Origin of the sequence: Halobacillus sp. KGW1 (assembly GCF_001592845.1) — a bacterium.
Lineage (GTDB): Bacteria > Bacillota > Bacilli > Bacillales > Halobacillaceae > Halobacillus.
Genome location: NZ_LSOC01000004.1, coordinates 398554 through 422546, shown reverse-complemented (window position 1 = coordinate 422546; position 23993 = coordinate 398554). Strand labels below are relative to the sequence as shown.

22 protein-coding genes are annotated in these 23993 nt (G+C 46.0%); 16 read left to right on the top strand and 6 right to left on the bottom strand.

The features are described from left to right. The first annotated feature begins 54 nt into the window (after positions 1-54). The 4 genes from AXG56_RS16910 (at position 55) to AXG56_RS16895 (ending at position 3299) form a co-directional block, all read left to right on the top strand. Positions 55-1032, top strand: a complete 978-nt coding sequence (locus AXG56_RS16910) for a sugar-binding transcriptional regulator (protein WP_255358541.1) — start codon at positions 55-57, stop codon at positions 1030-1032. Between the two features lie 4 nt (positions 1033-1036). After that, on the top strand, positions 1037-1717 hold the full coding sequence (gene rpiA / locus AXG56_RS16905; RefSeq protein ID WP_026578783.1) for a ribose 5-phosphate isomerase A: 681 nt from the start codon (positions 1037-1039) through the stop codon (positions 1715-1717). 1 nt (position 1718) lies between these two features. Further along, complete coding sequence (locus AXG56_RS16900; protein WP_008634480.1) at positions 1719-2690, top strand: Gfo/Idh/MocA family protein; 972 nt, start codon at positions 1719-1721, stop codon at positions 2688-2690. Between the two features lie 81 nt (positions 2691-2771). Further along, positions 2772-3299, top strand: a complete 528-nt coding sequence (locus AXG56_RS16895) for a VOC family protein (protein WP_235601521.1) — start codon at positions 2772-2774, stop codon at positions 3297-3299. A gap of 82 nt (positions 3300-3381) precedes the next feature. On the opposite strand, the gene glpT is transcribed toward AXG56_RS16895, so the two are convergent. Further along, on the bottom strand, positions 3382-4743 hold the full coding sequence (glpT, locus tag AXG56_RS16890) for a glycerol-3-phosphate transporter (protein WP_062515616.1): 1362 nt from the start codon (positions 4741-4743) through the stop codon (positions 3382-3384). 315 nt (positions 4744-5058) lie between these two features. Here glpT and AXG56_RS16885 point away from each other — a divergent pair, with 315 nt between their 5' ends. Together AXG56_RS16885 and AXG56_RS16880 are read left to right on the top strand one after the other, a co-directional pair. After that, the gene (locus tag AXG56_RS16885) at positions 5059-6222 is read left to right on the top strand and encodes a S1C family serine protease (RefSeq protein WP_062515614.1); all 1164 of its coding nucleotides are present in this window, start codon (positions 5059-5061) and stop codon (positions 6220-6222) included. Positions 6223-6234: 12 nt separating this feature from the next. Beyond that, positions 6235-7107: a peptidylprolyl isomerase gene (locus tag AXG56_RS16880; RefSeq protein WP_062515612.1), complete on the top strand. Its 873-nt coding sequence runs from the start codon at positions 6235-6237 to the stop codon at positions 7105-7107. 534 nt (positions 7108-7641) lie between these two features. Here AXG56_RS16880 and AXG56_RS16875 read toward each other — a convergent pair. Genes AXG56_RS16875 through AXG56_RS16865 form a run of 3 tightly spaced genes read right to left on the bottom strand, consistent with a single transcriptional unit; the run spans position 7642 to position 10625 of the window. Beyond that, entirely contained in the window at positions 7642-9156 is a 1515-nt protein-coding gene (locus tag AXG56_RS16875; RefSeq protein ID WP_062515610.1) for a CotH kinase family protein, read from the bottom strand. 60 nt (positions 9157-9216) lie between these two features. After that, positions 9217-9912 (bottom strand): DUF4956 domain-containing protein, encoded by a 696-nt coding sequence (locus AXG56_RS16870; protein WP_062515608.1) that lies wholly within the window; start codon positions 9910-9912, stop codon positions 9217-9219. Then, positions 9912-10625, bottom strand: coding sequence for a polyphosphate polymerase domain-containing protein (locus AXG56_RS16865; RefSeq protein ID WP_062515606.1), 714 nt, complete (start codon positions 10623-10625; stop codon positions 9912-9914). The genes AXG56_RS16870 and AXG56_RS16865 overlap by 1 nt, the downstream gene beginning before the upstream one ends. Positions 10626-10795: 170 nt before the next feature. Here AXG56_RS16865 and AXG56_RS16860 point away from each other — a divergent pair, with 170 nt between their 5' ends. The 3 genes from AXG56_RS16860 to wrbA all read left to right on the top strand — a co-directional run bounded on the left by AXG56_RS16860 (position 10796) and on the right by wrbA (position 13651). Next, a complete protein-coding gene (locus AXG56_RS16860; protein WP_062515603.1) occupies positions 10796-11470 on the top strand; it encodes a response regulator transcription factor in 675 nt (224 codons plus the stop codon). Continuing rightward, a complete protein-coding gene (locus AXG56_RS16855) occupies positions 11460-12866 on the top strand; it encodes a HAMP domain-containing sensor histidine kinase (protein WP_062515601.1) in 1407 nt (468 codons plus the stop codon). The genes AXG56_RS16860 and AXG56_RS16855 overlap by 11 nt, the downstream gene beginning before the upstream one ends. A gap of 173 nt (positions 12867-13039) precedes the next feature. Continuing rightward, a complete protein-coding gene (wrbA, locus tag AXG56_RS16850; RefSeq protein WP_026578777.1) occupies positions 13040-13651 on the top strand; it encodes an NAD(P)H:quinone oxidoreductase in 612 nt (203 codons plus the stop codon). A 100-nt stretch (positions 13652-13751) separates the two neighbouring features. Here the strand turns inward: wrbA and AXG56_RS16845 are convergent, their stop codons facing one another. Then, on the bottom strand, positions 13752-13997 hold the full coding sequence (locus tag AXG56_RS16845) for a hypothetical protein (RefSeq protein WP_008636395.1): 246 nt from the start codon (positions 13995-13997) through the stop codon (positions 13752-13754). 231 nt (positions 13998-14228) lie between these two features. On the opposite strand from AXG56_RS16845, the gene AXG56_RS16840 reads away from it, so the two are divergent. The 3 genes from AXG56_RS16840 to AXG56_RS16830 all read left to right on the top strand — a co-directional run bounded on the left by AXG56_RS16840 (position 14229) and on the right by AXG56_RS16830 (position 17613). Continuing rightward, positions 14229-15275, top strand: a complete 1047-nt coding sequence (locus AXG56_RS16840; RefSeq protein WP_062515599.1) for a helix-turn-helix transcriptional regulator — start codon at positions 14229-14231, stop codon at positions 15273-15275. Continuing rightward, complete coding sequence (locus tag AXG56_RS16835) at positions 15272-16507, top strand: MFS transporter (RefSeq protein WP_062515597.1); 1236 nt, start codon at positions 15272-15274, stop codon at positions 16505-16507. The genes AXG56_RS16840 and AXG56_RS16835 overlap by 4 nt, the downstream gene beginning before the upstream one ends. A 155-nt stretch (positions 16508-16662) precedes the next feature. After that, positions 16663-17613, top strand: a complete 951-nt coding sequence (locus AXG56_RS16830) for a ribose-phosphate pyrophosphokinase (protein ID WP_008636400.1) — start codon at positions 16663-16665, stop codon at positions 17611-17613. 43 nt (positions 17614-17656) lie between these two features. Here the strand turns inward: AXG56_RS16830 and AXG56_RS16825 are convergent, their stop codons facing one another. Then, complete coding sequence (locus AXG56_RS16825) at positions 17657-18430, bottom strand: carboxylesterase (RefSeq protein ID WP_062515595.1); 774 nt, start codon at positions 18428-18430, stop codon at positions 17657-17659. Positions 18431-18652: 222 nt separating this feature from the next. On the opposite strand from AXG56_RS16825, the gene AXG56_RS16820 reads away from it, so the two are divergent. From AXG56_RS16820 to AXG56_RS16805, 4 genes are all read left to right on the top strand, one after another. Further along, positions 18653-19009 carry a hypothetical protein gene (locus AXG56_RS16820; protein ID WP_062515593.1) on the top strand — a complete coding sequence of 119 codons (357 nt, stop codon included), beginning with the start codon at positions 18653-18655 and terminating at the stop codon, positions 19007-19009. Positions 19010-19210: 201 nt separating this feature from the next. Then, the gene (locus AXG56_RS16815; protein WP_062515591.1) at positions 19211-20752 is read left to right on the top strand and encodes a response regulator transcription factor; all 1542 of its coding nucleotides are present in this window, start codon (positions 19211-19213) and stop codon (positions 20750-20752) included. 9 nt (positions 20753-20761) lie between these two features. After that, a complete protein-coding gene (locus tag AXG56_RS16810; RefSeq protein WP_062515589.1) occupies positions 20762-22567 on the top strand; it encodes a sensor histidine kinase in 1806 nt (601 codons plus the stop codon). Positions 22568-22690: 123 nt separating this feature from the next. Further along, positions 22691-23986, top strand: a complete 1296-nt coding sequence (locus AXG56_RS16805) for an ABC transporter substrate-binding protein (RefSeq protein WP_008636405.1) — start codon at positions 22691-22693, stop codon at positions 23984-23986. The last annotated feature ends 7 nt before the right edge of the window (positions 23987-23993 follow it).

Genomic DNA, 23993 nt, shown 5'->3' with positions numbered 1-23993 from the left:
TGGAATATTATGGAATGCTTTCGTTTGCACAAATGACCTTAATGTTATACATTTGTGCAAAGGGGGTTGTCTATGGAAGAGAGAGAAGAGTTGAAGAAACTCTACCAAATAGCTCGGATGTACTATGAACAGGACATGACGCAGAGTCAAATTGCCAAAGAACTAGGAATCTACCGGACGACCATCAGTCGGATGTTGAAAAAAATCAGAGAGAAAGAAATTGTCCAGATTCGTATCAACTATGAGGCTTTCCACGATATTGCGGTAAGCGAACAGTTGAAAGAAAGGTTTGGTCTGAAGGAAGTCCTTCTCGTCCCTGACAAGGAAAATCAAACCAAGGATCAGAAGCGGAGAGCGATGGGGCAGGCATGTGCGAAATTTCTTGACCGAATCGTTCAAGCCGGTGATGTCGTCGGTTTCTCGTGGGGGACTTCCCTTGCTGCGGTGGCCGAAGAGCTGGAGCCTGAAAAACCGAAGGAAGAAGTTATTTGCGTTCCGTTAATCGGAGGACCTGACGGGAAGCTTGCAAGTCGTTATCACGCGAATACCATCGTTTACGAAGCTGCCCGTAAATGGAAGGGGGGGTCGACATTGATCGATGTCCCTGCTATTGCGGGCAATGAGGAATTAAAATCGGCACTGGCCGCTTCCGGACATTTTCAGGAAGTAAAAGCTTTATGGGACCGGCTGACGATAGCGGTTGTTGGAATAGGATCACCTGCGATCAATCAAGGCGATAATTGGAAAGCTTTCTACGGTGGAACATTATCTGCAGAGATGGAAGAGGGAGAAGTCGCAGGAGATATTTGTTCCAATTTCTATGACAAAAGAGGGCGGATGATGGACACGGAACTCCTGCACCGGACGATCTCTATTGACCTGCAAGCTCTTCATAAAACGAGGTATTCCATCGGAGTAGCGGAATCGAATGAAAAAGTGGAAGCGATCAAGGCGGCCTTGACAGCAGGGCATCTCAACGTTCTTGTCACGACCGAAGAGACAGCGAAGGCATTGATACGAGAAGGGGAGTAAGCGAATGGATGTTAAGAAACAGTGTGCCGAAGAAGCTTTGACCTATATAGAAAACGGGATGACTGTCGGGCTGGGAGGTGGAAGCACGATAAAGCATCTCGTCACCTTTCTGAAAGACAGTGGTCGTTCTGTAAAGGTCGTAACACCCTCCTGGGAAACGAAACAGCATTGTGTGAGCGAAGGTCTGCAGGTACTTCCGTTGTCCGACGTCCCCTCTATCGATATAGCTTTCGACGGATGTGATCAAGTAGATCAGCAGCTGCATGCGCTTAAGAGCGGGGGCGGCATCCATACGGAAGAGAAGCTTGTCGCTTATATGGCAGATGAGTACGTGCTGCTTGTGGATGAGTCGAAGTTCGTTCCTGCGTTGACCTTCGAACATCCGGTGGTAGTGGAAGTACTCCCACAGGCTCTTCCTTACGTCCGCCGCAAATTGGAATCGTTCCCAGTGCTTCAGGCGAATATTCGGATGAGTGAAGATAAAGACGGGGCCGTCATAACGGAAAACGGGAACCTGCTGCTGGATGTCTACGTCGATCCGGATAAGGCAGATTCCGGTTTGGAAGGCCGGTTAAAAGGATTGACGGGTGTGATCGACACGTCCTTGTTCACCTCTGTTGTAACGAAAGCATTGGTGGCAGGACCGTCTGGGATAAGGGAAATCACGATAAAAGGAGAGAATTGAAATGGGACAAGTTAATTGGGGTATTGTCGGACCTGGAGGAATCGCTGGAGATTTCGCCAAAGCAATCAAAGCGGTGAATGGGCATATCTACGGTGTATGGGGAAGAAATATGGACAAAACCCGCCGGTTCGCGGAACAAGAGGGCGTCGATCATGTCTATGAGAATACAGAGGATATGTACCGGGACGATCAAGTCGATGTCGTCTACATAGCGACACCGCACAGCATTCACTATTCTTACATCATGGATGCTTTGAAGAACGGCAAGCACGTTCTTTGTGAGAAGGCGATTACGATGAACGGCAGGCAGTTAAAAGCGATTGCGGAATTGGCAGAAGAGAAAGGATTGGTAGTAGCAGAAGCCATGACCATTTACCATATGCCGCTGTACAAGAAGCTCCGCGAAATGATCGAAGAAGGAAAAATCGGCAGGATCAATATGGTCAACGTGACGTTCGGAAGCTGTAAGGAAGATGATCCGGAAAACCGCTTCTTTAATCCGGATCTTGCCGGTGGGGGAATGCTTGATATCGGGACCTATGCTCTTTCCTTTACACGTTTCTTCCTCTCAGGGCAGCCGACGGAGCTGCATACTACGGTGAAGAAGCATGAGACAGGAGTAGACGAACAGTCTGGTATCGTCATGAAGAATGACCATGATGAGATGGCAGTCGTTTCCCTTGCGATGCGGGCAAAAATGCCGAAACGCGGCATTGTCGCCGGTGATGAAGGGTTTATTACGGTGGATAACTTCCCGAGAGCTGATAAAGCAACCATCACTTATACAGCCGACGGCTCTGTGGAAACAGTCGAAGCCGGAGTGGAAGCAGATGCGCTTCAATATGAAGTGGAGGCTATGAACGATTTGATCTTGAATAAAGGGGACAATTGGACGCTCGCTTTATCTCGAGAGGTTATGGATTTAATGGATGATGCCCGTCAACAGTGGAACCTAACGTACGATTTCGAATAAGCGGATCTTCCATGATCCATTCTATGTCTCGTTTTTCTGCAGGGGGATAACGGGGAAGTAAGGATGGAAGGGGAGATTGTAATGACAAGAGGAATCGACCATATAGGAATGACTGTGCCCAGTATAGAAGAGGCGACCGCCTTTTTCCAGGAAGCCTTTGGTGCCGAGGTCAGCTATGATGTGCAGCGCCCGGAACAAGAACCTATGGTAGGAGATGAAGTGGAGAAGCAGTTGGGACTGCCGGTGGGAACGTCCATTATTCATATGCGGTTATTGAGAATTGGCGACGGTCCTACGTTGGAGCTTTTTGAGCTTGGAACCGAACCGGATAAGGAACCATTGCGTATTTCAGATATAGGCATCCACCATTTCGCTTTCTATGTAGATAATATCGAACAAGCTTCTGAGCGTTTTGAAGCGGCTGGAGGTTCTCTACTGTCCCCGCCCCATTCGTTGGATGATGAAGAGGACGGACCTCATAATGCAGGAGTGTATGGGAAAACGCCCTGGGGGAGCTTGGTCGAATTGATCAAGTATCCGGACGGGGTGGATTATCCAAAAGGAAGTGAAGCACCGCGCTGGACGCCGCCGAAAAACTCAAGAGAATGAACCGAGTGGATTAGACAGGTGTTATTGTCGACATCCAAAAAACAAGCTCTCTCCCGAATGCCGGGAGAGAGCTTGTTTTAGTTCATCCATGCTTCACGACTTCCTGGCCGCGCACGTTCCAAGTAAACGCGAACAGGATAGTGGCGAGCGCACAAGATCCGGTCAGAAGAGCGAATCCTGCATTCCAGCCAGCGAACTGAACGATATAACCCATTAGTGCATTGGCCATGACAGCTCCCCCTAAGTAACCGAAAAGTCCGGTCAGTCCCGCAGCGGTTCCTGCTGCTTTCTTCGGTACATAGTCGAGCGCCTGCAGACCGATCAGCATGACAGGACCGTAAATTAAAAATCCGATGGCGATCAGTGCCAGGTTATCGACCAGTGGATTGCCTGCCGGGTTGAACCAGTAAACGAGGACTGCCAGAAGAACTCCGATCATGAAGAAGAATCCTGCTGGACCGCGTCGTCCTTTGAAGAGTTTATCAGAGATATAGCCACATAACAGGGTCCCCGGAATTCCAGCCCATTCGTAAAGGAAGTAAGCGAAGCTCGATTCCTCCATGTTAAACCCTTTTTCTTCGCTTAGATAAGTAGGTGCCCAATCAAGCACACCGTAGCGTACAAAATAGACAAAAACATTGGCAATAGCGATGATCCATATCCATTTGTTGTTCAGGACATACTTGAATAATATTTCTTTTGTCGTGAACTCTTTCTCATACGTCGTCTTTGAATTATTCGGGTAATCATTGCGATATTCCTCAATAGGTGGAAGGCCGACGGATTGTGGTGTGTCCCTCATAAGCATAAAGGCGATGGCTGCTACGACGATGGCGACGATTGCCGGCAGAATAAATATCCCCTTGTAATCTTCCATGAAGGTGAAGTAGGACCCGATAATCGTGACCCCGAAAATGGCGAGCGGGGCCATCAGTCCTCCGCCGACATTGTGCGCGACGTTCCAAATTGACGTTTTTCCTCCACGTTCGCTGACGCTGAACCAGTGGACAAGCGTCCGTCCAGAAGGCGGCCATCCCATACCTTGCACCCAACCGTTAAGGAATAAAAGAACAAACATAACTGTGACTGTTGAAGTAAAGAAAGGAACAAAGCCCATAAGTAAATTGATGATTGCAGATAAAATCAATCCTGTTGCTAGAAAGTACCTCGCATTACTTCTGTCAGAAACGGTTCCCATTACGAACTTACTGATTCCATAAGCAATGGATATAGCGGAAAGTGCGACCCCCAGTTCCCCTTTTGAAAAACCTTCTTCCGTCAAGTATGGAATCGCGAGTGTGAAATTCTTTCGTATCAAATAATAACCCGCATATCCGAGGAATATTCCCATGAACACCTGAAACCTCAATTTCTTGTACTCTTCATCGATCCGCTCTTCAGGAATTCTTTCTTTGTGTGGTGCTGCTTTAAATAAACCTAACATGTTTGGACTCCTCCTTATCAATGTCATCAAGTTATAGAAACAGACCATAAAAAAACACCCTGTACATCAAGAATCGATGTATGCATAGGGTGCTTCTCCAAATCTCCGCCCATTTGTCTTAACTTGTATAAACAAATTACCACCGAGTGAAAGCGCTGTCAATATTTGGATTAAAAATACTAGTGTTTTAGGGAGAAAAGACTCATCTTTTAAAAGGATAGCAGGATTGGGAAAATTCTTCTTTGTCATACAGCTGACACATTCCGGTTTTATAGTAAGCGTATCAGAAAAAATCTAACGGAATGAGGGATACAAATGGGTGAAAAAAAGCAGTCACTATTTAAAGTAATCGGGTTATCACTATCCGCAGGTGTGCTTGGATCTGCGCTTACATTAGGAATTACGTCGTACGGGGATCAAGCACAGGATAATGGCAAAGATGCTGTAGTGGAAAGTGCGACGCAGGAGGCGTCCGATGTAGATGTGTCGACCATAGCTTCGGATTCCGGTAAATCCACGGCGGACATTGCGGAAGCAGCTTCGGATGCAATCGTCGGCGTCGTCAATATGACAACACAGCAAAGCCCGTTCCAGGCATCAGCAGAAACGACGGAAAAAGGAACAGGCTCCGGGGTCATCTATAAAGTGACGGATGATGCTGCCTATATCGTTACAAACAACCACGTGGTGGAGGGAGCGTCCGAATTGAAAATCTCCTTGAATGACGGCAGCGAAGTAGATGCCGAAGTAATCGGGACCGACGCTTTGACAGACATTGCCGTACTGAAAATTGATGGAGACTATGATATTAAACCGCTTGCCTTCGGCGATTCAGATAATGTCCGGGCCGGTGATGAAGTCATTGCCATCGGTAACCCACTGGGACTCGACTTATCAAGAACCGTTACACAAGGAATTATCAGTGCCAAGAGTCGTACGATCACCACTTCCACATCTGCCGGCGAATGGGATCTTGACGTCATTCAGACCGACGCAGCCATTAACCCTGGAAACAGCGGTGGTGCATTGATCAACTCTGCAGGCCAGCTTATTGGAATCAACAGTCTGAAAATCGCCAGTGAAGAAGCGGAAGGCTTAGGGTTTGCCATCCCTAGTAATGATGTGAAGGATCTGATCGCTGACATTACAGATGATGGAAAGGTTGACCGCCCATATCTAGGTGTAGGGGTAGTGAGCATCGACGAAGTGCCTGCCTATTACACGCAGACACTGCCGGAAGATGTGAAAGAAGGGGTCATCATCGGTTCCATTGATGAAATGTCTGCTGCCGCAAAAGCAGGTTTGAAAGAAGAGGACGTCATCGTTTCGATTGATGATCAGCAGGTGACAAGCTCCAGTGATCTCCGTAAATATCTGTACACCGATCACAAAGCAGGAGATAAAGTGTCTGTGAAATACTACCGTGACGGCCAAGCGCAGACGGTACAGGTCATCCTGTCTTCACAGGAAGAATCATAAGGGAGATATGTAATGAATAAAAAGGTTATGTTCGGAGGGATAGGAGTGCTGGTTGTTGTGGCGCTCTGTATCCTGCTCAGTGTGAATGTCGGGGCTAAACAGGAAGCTGTTGCCACAGTAGATGGAGAAGAGATTTCCAAAGATGATTTATATGAGTTGCTCGTCAGTCAATATGGAGACGACGCCCTTGATTCATTAGTAACAAGTAAAATAGTAGAGATGGAAGCAGAGAAGAATGATATCCAAGTGGATCAGGACAAGATGAAGGAAGAAATGGAGACGTATTACGATCAATATGGCAGCAAGGATGATTTCCTGAGCGCCCTCAATGAAAACGGGGTGTCCCTGGAGGATTTTCAAGCGGATTTGGAAGAATACCTGACGCTTGAGAAACTATTAAAAGACAGGGTCTCCATTACGGATGAAGAGAAGGAAACTTATTTTGAAGAGAATAAAGATAGTTTTAATCAGCCGGAGCAAGTGACGGCAAGGCATATTCTCACGGAAACGAAAGAAGAGGCACAAACGGTTCTAGATAAATATAATGACGGAGAGAAATTTGCTGATTTGGCAGAAGAGTATTCGACGGATGAGGCAACGAAAGATTCCGGCGGGGATCTCGGGACGTTTGGAAAAGGGGAAATGGTGGATGCATTTGACGATGCCGCCTTCTCCATGGAAGCAGGGGAAGTGAGCGACCCTGTGGAAACGGAATATGGGTTTCACATTATTGAAGTAACCGATCATACGGATGCCGAAGAAGCGACATATGAAGACGTAAAAGAAGAGGTTACGGACGCGTTATATGACTCTAAAGTTAATGAAGAATACACCTCCTGGCTTGATGAAAAGATGGAGGAATATGAAATAAAGAACAATCTTTAGTTAGTAGAAACCAGCCTGATCGGCTGGTTTTTTCTGCTTGCTGAGGAAAAAGATTACGGGTGAGAGCGGGCAACGGGAGTTGGAACGCTTATCCGGTGCATCCGGGGGGCTTATCGTTCCGCCCTTTCCTCTATTCAGTTCCAGCGTCTTGTGGATAATGAAGCTTCTCTCCGCAAGCCAGCACCGAATCCCTATCCTTCCTTGTGTTTTCTTTATCTCCTACGGTTCTGCCCAGATTATATACAAGCTGATCAAGGCGCTCTCACACTAAATTAGGAGTCTGCCTGTCATCCTCCATTCGACATAGTTCCATTATTAAATATAAGGGTACGAGATGATGCTTGTAAGAGAAGAAACACTGATTTCAATCCATGCTGTATATGGAGTAGATCGATTGTCTTTTCCTTAACCTCTTCCGTTTATCGACAACCTGTAGAAGTCCTAGATGGGCAAAGGAGTGCGGTAGGAGAGAAACCTGATGCATAGAAAAAAAAGAACGGCAGCAGGAAGACTAGTGCTCCTGCTGCCGTCTGATTATTTTCGATAACGTCTGAATAAATGAATGAATATGTTTGCTGCAAGAAGGACTGCGGTTAAAACAGCGATGATGATCATGTTCTTTTTCTGAATGGGTGCGGCCGCTGTATTTCCTTCCATTCCGGGCATGCCTCGAGGCATGTTCTCCATTCCCACCGGTGGCTCCCCCTCATTCACAGCCGGAATCTGTTCGTCCTGATTCTGCTCTTGATTCATTCCTTCTGGTGGTTCCCCGTTTTGTCTCTCGCCTTCTTCCCGGCTATTCCCCGGCGCACCCTGTCCGCTCAGCCCCTCGCCATTATCATAGCTTGGAATCTGGCCGCTTAATTGCTGCTGGACATTTGCTAACCGCTGTTCTATAAAACTTGTGATGCCGGGATATCCATCCACGGCTCCTGTTCCGCTGTTCGCTACAAATTCATCGTACGTATAGAAAGCGGTTGGGTCTTTTTTGACATCGTCGCTGATTAATTCTTGTAACTGATCTACTCGTTCTTCGAAGGTATCCAGTTCCTTTATTGTCTGTTGAATGTATGTGTGATAGGTTTCTTTATAATCCTCATTAGATAACACAAATTCTGTGAGTGGATGCTCAGATACCGCGCCGATTGTTGGTTCGTCGATGAGCATGGAGATCTGGTCTCCGCCGTTCCCCATTCCGCCGAACGACATGTTATGATCCCACGGCAGGAAGTGAAATACACCATCCTGTTCATATAAATAATAATTGTGGCTGAAATTACCTTGATAGCTGTCCATATTAGCCAATACTGTACTGACGGCAAGGTAGCGTAAATAGGAGTCTACATCTAAATAATCTTCGACGTTCTCCTCTTTACTTAATGCTTCCATAAAATCGAGAAGACCCGTATTCGTCTCGAGTCCTACTTTCTGTGTCAGGTTGGTCTCTTCTATACTCATGCCGTCTTCCCAAGTGAGGCTGGCACCGGTCTCCCCTTTGAACAGGTTACCTGCAGCGCTGCCGAAGCTTTTTTCCAGGTATGGCTCTTCTATATTTTCTACACTTAGATAAAAGCCGTACAGCTCCCCGTTCACCGATACCCGGACGTATGAGTATTCCGGTGTCGGGATTCCCATGCTCTCCATCATTTCATATGTCAAATACTCACGCATATAAGAGGGGTCGGCAAAGTTATTGTTCAAACTAATTTTTGTGTACCCTTCCAAGTCCTGCTCGATATATTCATTGAATTTCAGCTTGAAACTGTAGCGGTCGGAATCGGAGTTGGCGACAGAACTAAGAGAAGAGTTTCCTTTAACGCGTACACCAGTATACGGGATTTCTTTCCCATTATAGGTGATGGTGGCCTCCTTATATTCTTCCTCCAACGGATTCTCCAGCATATCCTCAAAGTCTTCTTCGTCTATTTCTATATTAACCTCACTAATTTGTTCTTTATCAAACACCGTTATCTCTTCAGCGCTGACCGTGCCGGTGTGAAGGATAATGAAAAGCAGGCTGGCTGTCCCTATGGTCATTAATTTCCTCATTGGTATTTCTCCCTTCTTTATTTAAAAAAAGGGTGCGCGCCGCACCCTTTCCGGTTGTTGTTACTGCACGTAATCCCCGTTATAGCTCAGCAACACTGCATTACCTACGCCGTCTATATTGGTAATAGTGTTAACGAAACCGGATTCTTTTCCTTTCAATCGGACCTCGAAAGTTATTTCCGTTTCGTCCGCTGTGACGGATTTCTGCTTCACATCGTAACGGCTGACCGTTTTCTTCATCTGATCATAGATTTCTTGTTCTATTTTCTCTCCGTTAAAATGGACAATGAACAAGTAAGGAGTTTCAAACGTTGATTTCTTCATAAAGAAGAAGAGTACGAGTCCGATGATAATCGACCCAAGGATCGCTAACGCATAGAACCCGGCCCCGATGATGATGCCGCTTGCCAATGACCAAAATAAGAAAATGAGGTCCGTCGGGTCCTTGATTGGTGTCCGGAAGCGGACAATGGAGAGAGCTCCGACCATGCCAAGTGACAAAATAAGATTTGAGCCGATCGCCATGATGACTAGGGATGTGATCATCGCCAGACCGACAAGTGTGATGTTGAAATTCTTGGAGTAAAGCACTCCACTGAATATGCGCTTATATAAAGTGTAGATAAACATTCCCACTAAAAAAGACAAGAGCATGGTGATGCCGATTTGAAGCAGTGAAATATCGGTTTGGAAGTTAGCCAGCACCTCCGTGTCCAGTAAGTCTGAAAATGTCGTTTGTTCGTTCGTGTTATTCATTATTGATCCTCCCACGTGTTTGCTTTTGTATGTTTTCGACAAATAGTATATTTAGAAGCGGATTGTCTTTGAAGACCGTTCCACTGCAGGGCCCCCCGGATATAGTCTGGTATGAATTCATCGAATTTCACTTCCAGAATGTACAAGGGTTCATCGAGCACCCGGACAGGATGCAGGTCTGAATCAAAGGGGTTAGTCTTCCACAACCCCGTTCGTAAATCCTTGTCGAAGGTGATTCGCACGTTGCCTTCTTTTGCAATATAAGCTTCCCTTACATAATCAACGATGACTTTCGGTCGTAACTGTCGATGCTTCATTTCATAATGGATTTCTTTAAGAAGAGGAGATGTCGTATCCTGGAGCACCTTATAGTCCCCTTGAATCAGCCGGTCCATCGTTTCTCTGGAAATGATCGCTTTCTGCTTGGCGATGAAGGTATTCCTTTTAATTTTTTTTTCAAAATGAATAACCGTATCACGCTTGTTGTACAGGCGGATTCGGTATTTGTGGCGATTTTCAATCCCCGCCTGCTTTTCCTGTAATGCTTTGTTTTCCATATCATCGAAATAAACGCTTCGAATATGGTAGTCTCCTTTATGATTGGCATGTTCATCCTGTTTCAGGAGATGCTTCAAACGATTTCGTATCATGTGGTATTGATGCTGGTTAACGTAGTATTTCAGTTCATGACGGAACTTTAATTCCTTGAGCATAAACCCTTCCTCCTTTCGCAATCCTTACTTTAATGACACAATGTGTCAGGGATATGACAATGTTGTAAAATATGAGAATGACAAAAGATTCATCAAGGGAACTGACATCTATTTGACATGTGCCTGTGTTATTCTGAAACTAGATTTCAACTGGAGAAGGTGAAGATACCGTGAGTAAGATCATGATTGTAGAAGATGAAATGCCGATCAGCCAGGTGTTGAAGGCATATCTGAAGAAAGCAGGATTTGAGACTATACAGGTGTTTCGGGGAGACGAGGTCCTTGATACCTTTCAGAGTGCTTCGCCGGACCTGGTAATCCTGGATGTCATGCTGCCCGGGAAGAATGGCTGGGATTTATTGACTGATATTCGTAAGGAAAGCGAATGCCCTGTTATTATGTTGACGGCTCTCAGTGAAGTGGATGACCGGCTTGCAGGACTCAATCACGGGGCGGACGACTATATTGCCAAACCATTCGTCGGAGATGAGGTGGTGGCGCGTGTCAAAGCAGTTTTGAGACGGGCTGGAACGCAGACATCGCCTGTGAAGAGTTTCGGTAAGTTGGAGGTCGACATCATCGGTCATCGAGTGAAGGTGGATGGGGAAGAAGTGACGCTGACACCAAGGGATCTTTCTTTAGTCACTTTTCTTGCGGAGCACCCTAATCAGACATTTACACGAGACCAGCTTATAGAGAAAGTGTGGGGATGGGAGTACGAGGGTAGTGACCGTGCCGTCGATGTCAGTATCAAGCGCATCCGTCATGCTTTGAAGAGCTGGCCTTCTTCGCAAGGGGAAATACGCACGCTGCGCGGGTTAGGATATCAGCTCAGTGTTTACTGAAAAGAAAGTGCCGTTACAGCGTTATTGGACGACCAGGTATGTGTGGACGCTTGTCATCGGATTATTCGTAATCGGGATCATATCGGTCGCCTGGATCCGCCATCAGACGATGGATAATCGCCTGAGTATGATGCAATTCGTTGCCGAACAGACGGCCGGCCGCCTGGTGAATGATGGACAGGTCCAGCCGCAGGAAGAGGAAGACGTTGTCATTCAAGGCAGGGAAGACTTCATGAACATGGACAGCCGGCCTGATTTGTACGTCGTTGATCAGCAGGGGACCATTCTGTTCCAGGACCGGCTTAGAGGTCAGAGGCTTCCACAGCGCTTTGCCGTCGACCTTCTTGATGAAGAGCAGACTATTCAAAAACTGGACACCAGCTCCGGGTTGTTTTACATGGTTTCCAAACCTGTCGAAATTAACGATGCCACCGTCGGATGGGTCATTCTTCTGGAATCGAAGGAGAACTTGACGAAGGTCGATCAGGAGTATTGGCAGTTGTTTTTCATCCTCGTTTGTCTTGCGCTGCTGGGCTGGCTGGCTATCTACTTCTTGTCGAAGCGGCTGTCTAAGCCTATTCAGGAAGTTGCTCAGGCAGCGAGAGAAGTAGAGGCAGGAAATTACGGATTCCATATCGATGATGAGCGGGTGAAAGAAGCGGAAATTTACGACCTTATTCAGTCTTTCCAGGAGATGTCCGGGAAACTGCAGCATCTGGAAGAGCTCCGTAGTCAGCTGCTTGCCGGAGTTACCCATGAATTGAAGACACCGGTGACGTCGATCAGCGGCATGCTGCGAGCCGTTCAGGATGGGATTGTTGAGGAAGAGGAAGCGGAAGACTTCATAAGGGTCTCGTTGAAGGAGACAGAGAAGCTGGAGCGGATGGTCCTCGATCTGTTATCGTTCAACACGTTTGCAGCCAATTCCGTTCCTCTAACGAAGGAAATCCAGTCCGTCAATCGTACGGTTAAGGAATCGGTCCATCATTGGGAAGTAGGTCAGGAGAAGGACAACCTTACCATCTCCGTGGATCTTCTTTCTGAAGATGTAGACATACCCATGGATTCTATGCGGTTCCAACAAATTATTACGAATCTGCTCAACAACGCCTCTCATGCGATAGAGGGAAAAGGAGACATCTATATCCGCATGGATCAGCGGGAACAATGGATCTATATTGATGTCGAGGATACAGGTGGTGGAATCAAAGAAGAAGAAAGAGACTTCATCTTTGAGCGGTTTTACAGGGGAGAAGAGAAGAAGTATAAAACCGGTGGCCTCGGTCTCGGTCTCCCGTTTAGTAAAATGATCGCCCAGTCTCTTGGGGGAGATCTTGTCCTGTTTGATAGTTCTTCCGCGGGAACGACCTTCCGTATCCAATTACCCATACACTAGACCCCTTCCATCAGAAGGGGTTTTTTAATAATGAATTTTTTATCTTGATTTCAAGATAAATGAGATGTATAATTCTTTTTGTAGGACATATCTCAGTTTCGAGATTTCAAGAAGGGAAGATTCCAATGGGATTTCTAAATAAACTATTCGGTAAGCAAAAGGAGATGGAAGAGATGGCAAATGTAAAATTAGCTGTTGTTTTTTATAGTATGGGTGGTACGAATTATCAGATGGCGAAATGGGCGAAAGAAGCAGCGGAAGAAGCAGGAGCGGAGGTAAGGCTTGTTAAAGTAGAGGAATTAGCACCTGCTTCTGTTATCGAGGCGAATGATGCTTGGAAAGCGACCGTAAATGCGACGAAAGACGTTCCGACTGCAAGCTCCGATGATATTGAGTGGGCAGACGCCTTGATCTTCAGTGTGCCGACACGATTCGGGAACATGCCTGCTCAAATGAAGCAGTTCCTTGATACGCAGGGCGGTCTTTGGGCTTCAGGAAAAACAGTCAACAAAGTTGTCAGCGGTATGACTTCTGCTCAAAACCCACATGGTGGTCAGGAAGCTACCCTGTTGTCTCTTTACACGTCCATGATGCACTGGGGCGCCATTATCGCTTCTCCTGGTTATACAGATCCTGTTCTGTTCGGCGCAGGAGGCAATCCTTATGGTACGAGCGTGACCGTAGATCAGGAAGGCAAGATGGTGGAAGATGTTCAGGCAGCTGTCAAACATCAGACGAAACGGACCATCTCCGTAGCTGAATGGGTCAAGCAAGGTAATAAATAATAAAAGATCTCTATATCAAAAAGCCCCTGTTTCCTTGTTGAGAGGAAACAGGGGCTTTTTGGATTCATTTCATTATCATTTCTTATGAGTAGTCGTTTTATTACCAAGGAAGTTGGGACTCATGGCATTCAAATGTCCCTAACCAACCGGATAGAGCACAACCGCCCCAGAATCCTACGCGTCCACTTTTCCAATCGCTTCCGAAAGAAGTGGAACCTGCGTGGTGAAGGGTGTCGGATGTCATGCTTTTTGCTTCCACGACGGAAGAGGTCGAACCTGTAACGTCCCCAAAGCTCAAGATACCTACAGCGGCTAAAGCGATTCCTACTTTTGCAAGTTTCTTCATAAAACATAACTCTCCTTTTGTTTTGTCATGGATGAGGATTAATTGGAAGTTTTTATCACCTTACCAATTGATTCCATGCTTTTCAACGAATTAGGAGGATTTTGGAACTTTATTCCTATAACTGAATGTGCTGTTTACTAGAAAAGTAGCAAGAAAGGATTTTTGAGTTTTTATTTCAAATAGTTTGAATATTATGTTCTATATGTATAGAATATAGATGGGAGGGATAATATGGAATTATTTTCTGCAGGGACGAAGCTGAACAGAGAGACGTATGAGGTGGAGGTGAAGTCTTCTTTATTATGGGAAGCGGCTCTTGGCATTGCAGCCATTACCAACGATTCCTTATTGGACACGCTGGAATGGAAGGAGAAAGATCGGGAATTGATTCTTGCCTCTTTCTCAAGCGATATGATCGACCACCTATCCTATGTGAAAGAACATAATACATGGAAGACGCTTTTGCAGCTGCTTCATCAAGGGGACTTTACACAGATGAGTGAATTTCAGTCCTTTATTGAAGGGCTGTCGAATGAGGAATTGAAATCCTATGCTGTTCCTTATCTTGGGAGAAATTATGAGGCCAGAAAACAAGAGCTTTTGGAAGGTTCTGAGGAAGCGCTGCATGTGCTCCAGAAAGAATTAAAGAATCATCCTTTCCTGCCCGGCTACTTAGCATTTATTATGCATGTTTCCGGCACACAGTTGAAGGAGCACTTGGGGAAGGTGATGGAAGGCTGGTTTGAGACCGTGATACGTCCGGATAAGGAAAAGCTTTCTTCCATTTTAACGAGAGATCATATTTCTAAACAGAAGAGGCAGAAGCAGATGAATGCGGAACAGCTTGTGGAGTGGGCAACAGATGGAGTGAAGTATCTCCCGGAGCCGGGAGTCCATAAAGTTATCCTTATCCCTCACTATGTTTATCGTCCGTGGAATGTGGAGGCCGACTTGGAAGGCGTGAAGGTGTTTTACTATGCAGCAGCGAATGGAAGCATCTATCCGGAAGCGGATGTTCCGAACAAACAGCTGGTGCAAAGATACAAAGCGCTGGGGGATGAAACACGTTTGAGGGTATTGAAGCGGCTGATGGAGGAACCGCATTCGCTCCAATCGTTGACGACAGAGCTGGGAATGGGAAAGACGACCATTCACCATCATTTGAAACTGTTGAAATCTGCGCGACTTGTTAAGCAGGAAGGGAATGTTTATGAGGGAAATCCGGAAGTAATTGAATCTATGGGAACAGATATGAAAGCTTATTTGGGATGTAAATGAGGAGGGGAGCCGTTCCGGACGTTGTCGAAGATAAGAGACGATACACCTTTCGTCATCCGGCTTTCCGGTTCATTGGAGGGAATCTTGTATCTTTCTTCGGAGATCAAATCTACTTGATTGCTCTGCCACTGATTGTCTTATCCATCACAGGTTCTCCTTTAAGTATGGGAATCGTTGCGGCATTGGAAAGGCTGCCTGTTCTCCTTCAGCCGTTGGCTGGTGTGTGGACGGACCGTTTCAACCGGAAGTTCCTTCTTTTGGGAAGTGACCTGTCCCGATTTTCAGCTATTGGACTTTTAGGGATTCTATACATAACGGGTCAGCTGGAAATCTGGCATCTGTATGCAGCAGCACTGTTTGTGGGCGTGTGTACCCAACTCTATCAAACATCTCAGTTTGCTATTCTTCCTGAATTAGTAAAAGAGGAAGAGCTGCCGGCTATGAATGCTGTCAACAGTGGAACTTTTCAGGCTGCTGTGTTTCTGTCCCCGGGGCTTGGAGGGATTCTTCTGAGTATTTGGAACCCCGGAGTTGGATTGATCCTGAATAGTTTCTCGTTTCTGATCGGGGCTTTGGTCGTTTGGAGCCTTCCTATACAACCGCCGGCATGGAGTGGAAAGAACAAAGACGGAATGATATCCGGGTTGAAAGAAGGGTTTCGTTATGTTTGGTCTGTCAAAGCGATTCTTCACACGAACCTTGCTATGCTGTTTTCTGTTTTCGGAACGACCATGTTTCTTACCATGTACATTGTGCATTTGAATTCCACCATTAACATGGCCACCGTCCCCATTGGTTTTCTTCTTTCTGTTGGGGGCATTACAGCTGTGGCAGGATCCTTCGCGTCCAGCTGGCTCAGTAAACGAATGACATACCGGACGCTTCTCTTCTGCACAGGCGTTCTCGGCGGGGCGTCTATTGCAGGTTTCGCGGCAGGGGGGTCTTTCTGGTGGCTTGCTGTGATGAATGCCGTCGGTACAGGAACAGCTTCCATCAGCAGTCCATGTATCCTTACTATCCGTCAGCAGGGGAGTCCGGCGCATCTGCTCGGGAGAGTGCAGGCGACAAGCCGCTTCATGACGTGGTCCCTCATGCCGGTTTCCGCTTTATTTGCAGGATGGCTGGCGGAAGTGTACGGGACAACTGTTCCTATTCTGACAGGAGGATTACTTGTCCTGTCGGCCTCCTTTTTTTATCTTCATCCTGCCTTGGATAAGAGAAGGAGGATCTGAGGGAATAAATGGAACAGGAGTCTGATTTAAGCATAGGGGATTTTGATGCTATAATAAGAAGGTGTACTTTCCATTTATAGGGGCGGAAAACGCTGCTGTATTTTTTTCATAAACCTTAATCCGGTTTTCACTTTTTTTGTACGGGAGAGATCTATATGAGTTCAGAATCAAAGATGAAGCTGTTCAGCATGAATTCCAATGAGCCGTTGGCGGAGGAAATAGCGGACATTCTGGAAGTACCTTTAGGAAAGAGTTCCGTCATCCGTTTCAGTGATGGAGAAATTACGATCAACATTGAAGAAAGCGTCCGCGGGGATGATGTGTATATCGTCCAACCGACGTCCCAGCCTGTCAACGAGAACTTGATGGAGCTGCTTATTATGATTGATGCGATGAAACGTGCTTCGGCGAAGACGATCAACGTCGTCATTCCTTACTTCGGTTATGCACGTCAAGACCGAAAGGCACGTCCTCGTGAGCCGATCACTGCGAAATTGATTGCAAACCTTCTGGAAACAGCGGGCATATCACGTGTGATCACTCTCGACCTGCATGCGCCTCAAATCCAAGGCTTCTTCAATACGCCGGTGGATCAGCTGCTTGGTATTCCGATTCTTGCACAGTATTACAAAGAAAATTATAAGAATCTGCAGGATACAGTCATCGTTGCACCGGATACGAGTGGTTTAAGCCGCGCAAGAAGAATGGCCAACATTCTGGATCTGCCGATTGCTTTCGTAGATAAGCGCAGGCAGGGGCCGGGAGAACCAGGTCAGGTTAATGTCATCGGTGACATAGAAGGCAAACACGTAATTATCGTGGATGATATGATTGATACCGCCGATACAGTTACAATTGCTGCGGAAGCGCTCCTCAAGCATGATGTGAAAGATATCTATGCCTGTGGAACTCATGCCGTACTTTCGGATCCATCTGTGAAGAAAATCGATCAATCGCCGATCAAAGAGCTGCTTGTAACCAATTCTATTTTCCTTCCGGAGGAAAAGCGGATCTCTAAAATCAAGTCGCTGTCTGTGGCACCATTGCTTGCAGATGCACTCCTTCGTGTCCAACACGAGCACTCCGTCAGTGTTCTGTTCGATTAATAGAAGACAAAAAAAGGCTGCCAGGCAATGGCAGCTTTTTTTGTTAGAGATCGACTTTTGGTAAGGCGTAGTGCAGGTGGTTCTGAATGAAAGCATGGGTGTGATCAATGATCGTTTCCTGATCATTATCCATCGATGCGACGTGGTAAGAGTCCTCAAGCACCACTTTGGACTTCTGCTTCGAACCAACACGTTGGAGGATGAAGTCGGTGTTTGCCGGTGGAACGACATGATCGATCCTTGATTGGAAACAGCTGATCGGACAGGATACGGCGGGAAGCCGTTTCTGGACCACTTCCATGTATTGAAGCAGCTGTCGATATGCGAATCGCGGGGTTCTGGTATAGGTGATTTCTTCCACGTCGTTTTTCTTGATGTCCGGACGTCCTTCTTCGATCCACATCGGACAATCATTCCTGTTATAAGTAGAGAAAGAGGGGATGGACATAGCTGGATTAATCAACAGGATACCGTCTATTGCCTTATGCCGGCTGGCAAGGTCGAGCGTCAACGTGCCGCCCATCGATTGACCGACAACATAAACCCGGCCGCACTGGGCGCTTAACTCGCTGTAGGCTTCTTCCAAGCATAAGAACCAGTCGGAGAAAGAACAGTGCTTCAGATCTTCCCCATGTGTTCCATGGCCTGCAAGCCTTGGTGCTTTAACGGTGTAGCCTTTGGATGCAAACGCCGTCCCAAGGTCCTTCATGCTTTGTGGTGTACCTAAAAAACCATGACACAAAAGGATCCCGACGCCGTTACTGCCTTCGTACGTAAACGATTCTGCTCCATTGATTACCGGATATGATTCGTACATCCTTCCACTCCTTTGTCCTCTTGAGGATCGAATTTGCTATTATTGGTATTAAACTACAATAATTCCTATCAGTCAACTAGGTATTAAAAATAATTTGATTCTTCGGTTGTCTTCTGGGAATTTCAGCTTTACATACGTAGCGCATATTGTATAATTTTAAATAGTAATCGTTACTCTTTAATTATGTTATGTATATTCAGCAAAAGAATCGAGGGAAAAGGCGTGAGTCATTATCTGCGCAACATACTAAAAAAGAATGTCCTGCTTCAGATGAATCCTGACAAAAGAGAATTATATACCTATGTCATTCAAATGGAGGATGAACTTGCAGAAACAGTGTCGACCCCGGACGATTTCATTCGATTGATAAGCAGCGATCAACCACACCGGAAGGCCGCCCGAAGGTTTGGTATGACGTTGTTTGAACTTCTTCAAACCATGAAAGATCTGGAGAGAGACATCCACCGGCATACGCTTGAGATGGAAGCAGCTGTCAGATGGATAGACTATACAGAAAAGATGGGAAGGGAAGACGGTTTCCGCTGCTTCCTTGTCGATATTCCTTCTCCCCGCTTATGAAAAGGACCAGGATGCTGGTCCTTTTTTTGTTCTGTCAGAGACCTCGCATGGATTGCTGTTTACGGTTTAAAAAAATGACATTAGAATATAGGTATAAAGAATTTTCTGCAAAAACCCTGGTTTCCTGGTGAAGATGGGTTCAGCTGACAGAGAAAGGCAAACAGGATCAAGCCTTGGGAATGAAAGCGGGGAGGGGTTCGTATGGAAGATTTATATCGAGTGGTCATTGTAGATGATGAAATGCTGATCAGGCAGGGGATCATCAATTATATCGACTGGGAGAGTCAGGGATTCCGTATTGTGGGAGAAGCATCAAACGGGAAAGAGGCGCTGCAGCTTGTCGATGAGCTTCATCCACATCTGCTTATTACGGATATCGTTATGCCTGGCATGAACGGAATTGAATTAGTGAAGGCCGTCAAGGAACGGCATCCGTCCGTTGAAATTATCGTACTGAGCAGTTTTGAGAACTTCGACTATGTGCGTTCCGCCTTTCAATTCGGTATTGCCGATTATATATTAAAGCCGAAATTGAACGGGGAAGAGCTGATTCGGACGTTAAATCGGATTTCGCCGAATACAGCAGACAACCCGGTTGAATATGAAAAAGATATCTCCTTGGAAGATCTTTTGCGTAAGAAATTGGAGGGACAGGAGTGGACGGCGGAAGAAGAAGAGAAGTTACAGGCATTCCCGCAGGGAGCCTACACGCTCCTTGGATTGACCGAGACCCGACGGAATGGCGGCAATTCGGCACTTATATCTCTGCATCAAAAATTATCCGAAGAGGGAGCGATTAAAGGAATTGAGTGGATCGCTGACGTTGAAAGCGATTTCAATGTGGCTCTGCTCATTTATGACTCCCTTCATACAGCTGCTGTCCAAGAAAGGCTGGTACGTTTCTCCGATGAATATGAAGGAGTCGGAGACCGCGCTCCGTGGGTCGTCAGTGCACCGTTTTTCTCTCTTAAGGAAGTCGGTGAAGTCTATCGCGACCAGGTTATTCGCTTGAAAGAATACGCCTTTTATATGCCGGAAGCTCCTATTCTTATGGAAGGGCTGCTGCCGGATTTGGAGCGGAAGGAGCGCCCATTCGATTTAAGTGGTTTCATTGATCGCTTCAAGCAGCGGAAATTCGATACGGCCATACAAAATTTAAGAAGGCACCTCGATGCCTTGACGAGTGATTATACTCTCGATATCTTTGAGTTTAAATCCTGGATGGAGAACGTCATTTTTAACAGCATTGTTCTCCTCGGCAATATGAAATATCCGGTGGATGACCTGGAAACGTTAAAGTATGAATACTTTGCAGTCATCAACGAGGCTGGGAATGTAAATGATGCGGTCGCACCTTTTTATGATTTTTTGGAGAAGGTTCAAGTGGTCGTTCAAGAGGATACCCAGAGGGAATGCCCGACCGATGTCCAGCGTCTGCTGCAATATATAGAAGAACACTACGCGGAACCGCTGTCCTTGACGACGCTTGCCAACTATTTTCACTTTAACGCATCTTATTTATCTACGTATTTCAGTACGCACCTTCATATCGGTTTCAGCGATTATTTGAACAAGGTGAGGATTGAGAAAGCGAAACGGCTGCTGGAATCGACGAATACGCCTGTAAGCGAAGTGAGTGAGCAGGTCGGTTATTCTGATCCAAGCTACTTTGGTAAAGTATTCAAGCGGCTGGTCGGTTCCTCTCCGGGAAAGTATCGTAAAAAAGCTATGGCAGCGAATTGAGGAAACCAGATGAAAAGACTGCGAGAATTTATTCGGAACAATCGGTTGTTCATGAAGATGTTTCTGGTCATGGTGATCAGTATTGTCGCTGTTTCGGTCTTAATTGCCTTCAGTACGATTCGAATGTCCAATAATTTATTCATGGAAACCTTCAGTATTACCAATACGAAAGTGTTGAATCAGATCAAGCAGGAATTCGAATCTTTCAGTAATGCAGTCGCATCTACTACCATGAATGTCCAGGATAACGGGACGATCAAGCGACTGCTGACGAGAGAGGATATGAATTCGGTAGAAGAATCGAAGTCGTACTACGGGATTACAGAACAGCTGGACCGTATTTATACAGATAGTCTGAATCAGGCTAATATGATCGTACTTGGCAACAACGGCCGTCTGTTCAATATGAAATATAACCATTGGCCTGTCACTGCAGATGCTCTGATCAACCATCCAATTACAGAAAATCTGCGGAAGAACCCGGACGAAATTCTGTACCAATTCATTCCTGCCAGTGAAATTTCAAATGGCAGAGATATGGTCGTTGCTTCTAAAGCCTTGACGGAAAGGTCGACTGGCAATATCTATGGATATGTATATATTCCCATCCGGGAAAGGGACGTTCACGCCTTTTATGAAGGGTTTACGAGTGAAGGGAATAGTGTGCTTGTCATGAACGGACAGGGGGAGATCGTTTCCAGTAATAGGTCTGAATGGATCGGACGCCGTACCCCGCACCTTCTTTCCGTTGCAGAAGCTTCTGATGTAAACCGTAAGGAATATAGAGATGCGGAGGCTTTCGATAAGGACTATTTAATGATGTCAGAATCTCTGCCGGCTTTGGACATGTATGTCATTAATTTGATCGATCAGGAGGTCGTCGTCAATAACTTGATTGATACGAAGGAACTGGTGATGATCAGCGTAGGAATCGTCATCTTGGCCGTAGGAATCGTATTCATTATATCGAGGAGGATGACCAATTCCTTGAGCAGGCTGGTCGGACAGATTTCCAATATGTCAAAATACGATTTCCGAAAGCCGGTAGACGAAGAGGGTGGATACGAAGCCAGGAAGCTCGGCGAGGCTTTCAATTATATGTTGAACGAGCTTCAGGATCATGTGGATATTCTGCTGAAAACGCAGCGGCAGGCGAGAAAAGCGGAACTTGAGGCCCTTCAACACCAGATCAATCCCCATTTCTTATACAATACGTTGACTTCTGTTAAATTCATGGTGAAAGAAGGGAAGAAAGAAGAAGCATTCGATACGATCGATGCGCTTATTCCTTTGCTGCAGAATGCACTCGGAAACGTGGATGAAACCATTACCGTAGAGCAGGAAGCTGCGAACATCGAGCACTATATCCTTATTAATCGGATGCGTTATGGAAACAAAATTAAGGTGAACACGCTTATTTCCCCTGACTGTCTTCATTATCATTTACCTAAGCTGGTGATCCAGCCTTTCCTGGAAAATGCTTTCTTTCATGCATTTACGGAGAAAAAGGAAGGCTTCATTCAAATTCTCATTGCCCAGCGGGAGGACAAACTGGTCTGTGAAGTTGTGGATACAGGAGACGGCATGCGGATGGAAACGTTCCGAAATCAGAAGGAGAAACGAAAGTTGTTCAGCGGTATAGGGATTCGGAACGTACATGATCGAATCCAGATGTTGTTCGGAGAAAATTACGGAGTAGAAATAGCCAGCGAGTGGAAAAAGGGCACGAAAGTGAAAATAGTTCTACCATTACTCGAAGGAAATCCTAAAGATATGACCATACCTATAAATAATACCAAAATAGGCCCATCGTAATCATAGAAACTCCAAAGATAGTTAAATAATTTTCTAAAGATCGTTCTAACGGTCTTTTTTTTTATCCGTTATGATAAATATAGGCGTAATGATAACGCTTACAAATAAAAGGGGGTTTTCGTTGTGAAAGGTTTTCTTTTTAAGAAAAGTTGGGTGTTCGCTTTAGCTCTGATCGCTATTTTCACACTTGCTGCTTGTTCTTCGGATGAATCGAGCGGTAGTGATGGAGGTGGGGAAGATTCCAATAAAGTCACAGCATGGGCGTGGGATCCGAAGTTCAATATAGCAGCATTGGAAATTGCTAAAGATGCCTACGAAGGCGATGCAGAAATCGAAATTATTGAAAATGCTCAAGATGATATCGTACAGAAATTGAATACAGGACTCAGTTCCGGAACAATGAAAGGTATGCCGAACATCGTTCTGATTGAAGACCAGCGTGCTCAAAGTTTCTTGAAATCTTATCCTGATGCTTTTTATCCAATTGATGATTATATGAATCCAGATGATTTCGCATCCTATAAGATCGCTCCGACGAGCTTGGATGGAAAGCAGTACGGACTTCCTTTTGATACAGGCGTTATGGGGCTTTACTTCCGTACGGACTACTTGGAAGAAGCCGGTTATACGAAAGAAGATCTGACAGACATCACGTGGGATGAATTCATTGCCATCGGTAAAGACGTGAAAGAGAAAACAGGAAAAGACATGGTTTCCATGGATCCTAATGATCTTGGAATCGTCCGTGCCATGATCCAGTCTGCTGGTAAATGGTATGTCGAGGAAGATGGAGAAACATTGAACATTGAAGGTAACGAAGCACTGAAGAAAGCGTTCGAAACTTACAAGTCCATGATGGAAGCGGATATTGTGAAAGCGAATTCAGACTGGAGTCAATATGTCGCTGCCTTTAACAGTGGAGACATTGCGACAGTTCCGACTGGTAACTGGATCGGTGCAAGCATCATGGCGGAAGAATCCCAGTCCGGTAAATGGGCGGTCGCTCCAATTCCAAAACTTGATGTAGAGGGCGCCGTCAACGCATCGAACCTTGGAGGAAGCTCCTTCTATGTGTTGAACATCGATGGGAAAGAGAAAGCAGCTGAATTCCTGGGTGAAACTTTCGGAAGCAATACTGATTTCTATCAGGATCTAATTACGGAAGTAGGAGCTGTCGCTACGTACTCTCCAGCAGCAGAGGGAGAAGCTTATCAGCAGGAAAGCGAATTCTTCGGCGGACAGAAATTGGTCTCTGACTTGTCTGAATGGACAAACGAGATCCCGGCTGTCGATTACGGAACGCACACGTACGCCATTGAAGATATCCTTGTAGCGGAAATGCAGAACTACTTGAACGGAAAAGAATTGGATGCTGTGCTCGCAGATGCTCAAGCTCAGGCAGAAGCGCAGTTGAAATAATTCCGTT

Excerpts from the sequence above, each read along its gene's own strand:
- AXG56_RS16840 (WP_062515599.1), top strand. The coding sequence starts at position 14,229 with ATGGAATTATTTTCTGCAGGGACGAAGCTGAACAGAGAGACGTATGAG.
- wrbA (WP_026578777.1), top strand. The coding sequence starts at position 13,040 with ATGGCAAATGTAAAATTAGCTGTTGTTTTTTATAGTATGGGTGGTACG.
- glpT (WP_062515616.1), bottom strand. The coding sequence starts at position 4,743 with ATGTTAGGTTTATTTAAAGCAGCACCACACAAAGAAAGAATTCCTGAA.
- AXG56_RS16865 (WP_062515606.1), bottom strand. The coding sequence starts at position 10,625 with ATGCTCAAGGAATTAAAGTTCCGTCATGAACTGAAATACTACGTTAAC.
- AXG56_RS16825 (WP_062515595.1), bottom strand. The coding sequence starts at position 18,430 with ATGTACGAATCATATCCGGTAATCAATGGAGCAGAATCGTTTACGTAC.
- AXG56_RS16900 (WP_008634480.1), top strand. The coding sequence starts at position 1,719 with ATGGGACAAGTTAATTGGGGTATTGTCGGACCTGGAGGAATCGCTGGA.
- AXG56_RS16835 (WP_062515597.1), top strand. The coding sequence starts at position 15,272 with ATGAGGAGGGGAGCCGTTCCGGACGTTGTCGAAGATAAGAGACGATAC.
- AXG56_RS16895 (WP_235601521.1), top strand. The coding sequence starts at position 2,772 with ATGACAAGAGGAATCGACCATATAGGAATGACTGTGCCCAGTATAGAA.
- AXG56_RS16880 (WP_062515612.1), top strand. The coding sequence starts at position 6,235 with ATGAATAAAAAGGTTATGTTCGGAGGGATAGGAGTGCTGGTTGTTGTG.
- AXG56_RS16830 (WP_008636400.1), top strand. The coding sequence starts at position 16,663 with ATGAGTTCAGAATCAAAGATGAAGCTGTTCAGCATGAATTCCAATGAG.
- rpiA (WP_026578783.1), top strand. The coding sequence starts at position 1,037 with ATGGATGTTAAGAAACAGTGTGCCGAAGAAGCTTTGACCTATATAGAA.
- AXG56_RS16870 (WP_062515608.1), bottom strand. The coding sequence starts at position 9,912 with ATGAATAACACGAACGAACAAACGACATTTTCAGACTTACTGGACACG.
- AXG56_RS16845 (WP_008636395.1), bottom strand. The coding sequence starts at position 13,997 with ATGAAGAAACTTGCAAAAGTAGGAATCGCTTTAGCCGCTGTAGGTATC.
- AXG56_RS16810 (WP_062515589.1), top strand. The coding sequence starts at position 20,762 with ATGAAAAGACTGCGAGAATTTATTCGGAACAATCGGTTGTTCATGAAG.
- AXG56_RS16875 (WP_062515610.1), bottom strand. The coding sequence starts at position 9,156 with ATGAGGAAATTAATGACCATAGGGACAGCCAGCCTGCTTTTCATTATC.
- AXG56_RS16885 (WP_062515614.1), top strand. The coding sequence starts at position 5,059 with ATGGGTGAAAAAAAGCAGTCACTATTTAAAGTAATCGGGTTATCACTA.
- AXG56_RS16815 (WP_062515591.1), top strand. The coding sequence starts at position 19,211 with ATGGAAGATTTATATCGAGTGGTCATTGTAGATGATGAAATGCTGATC.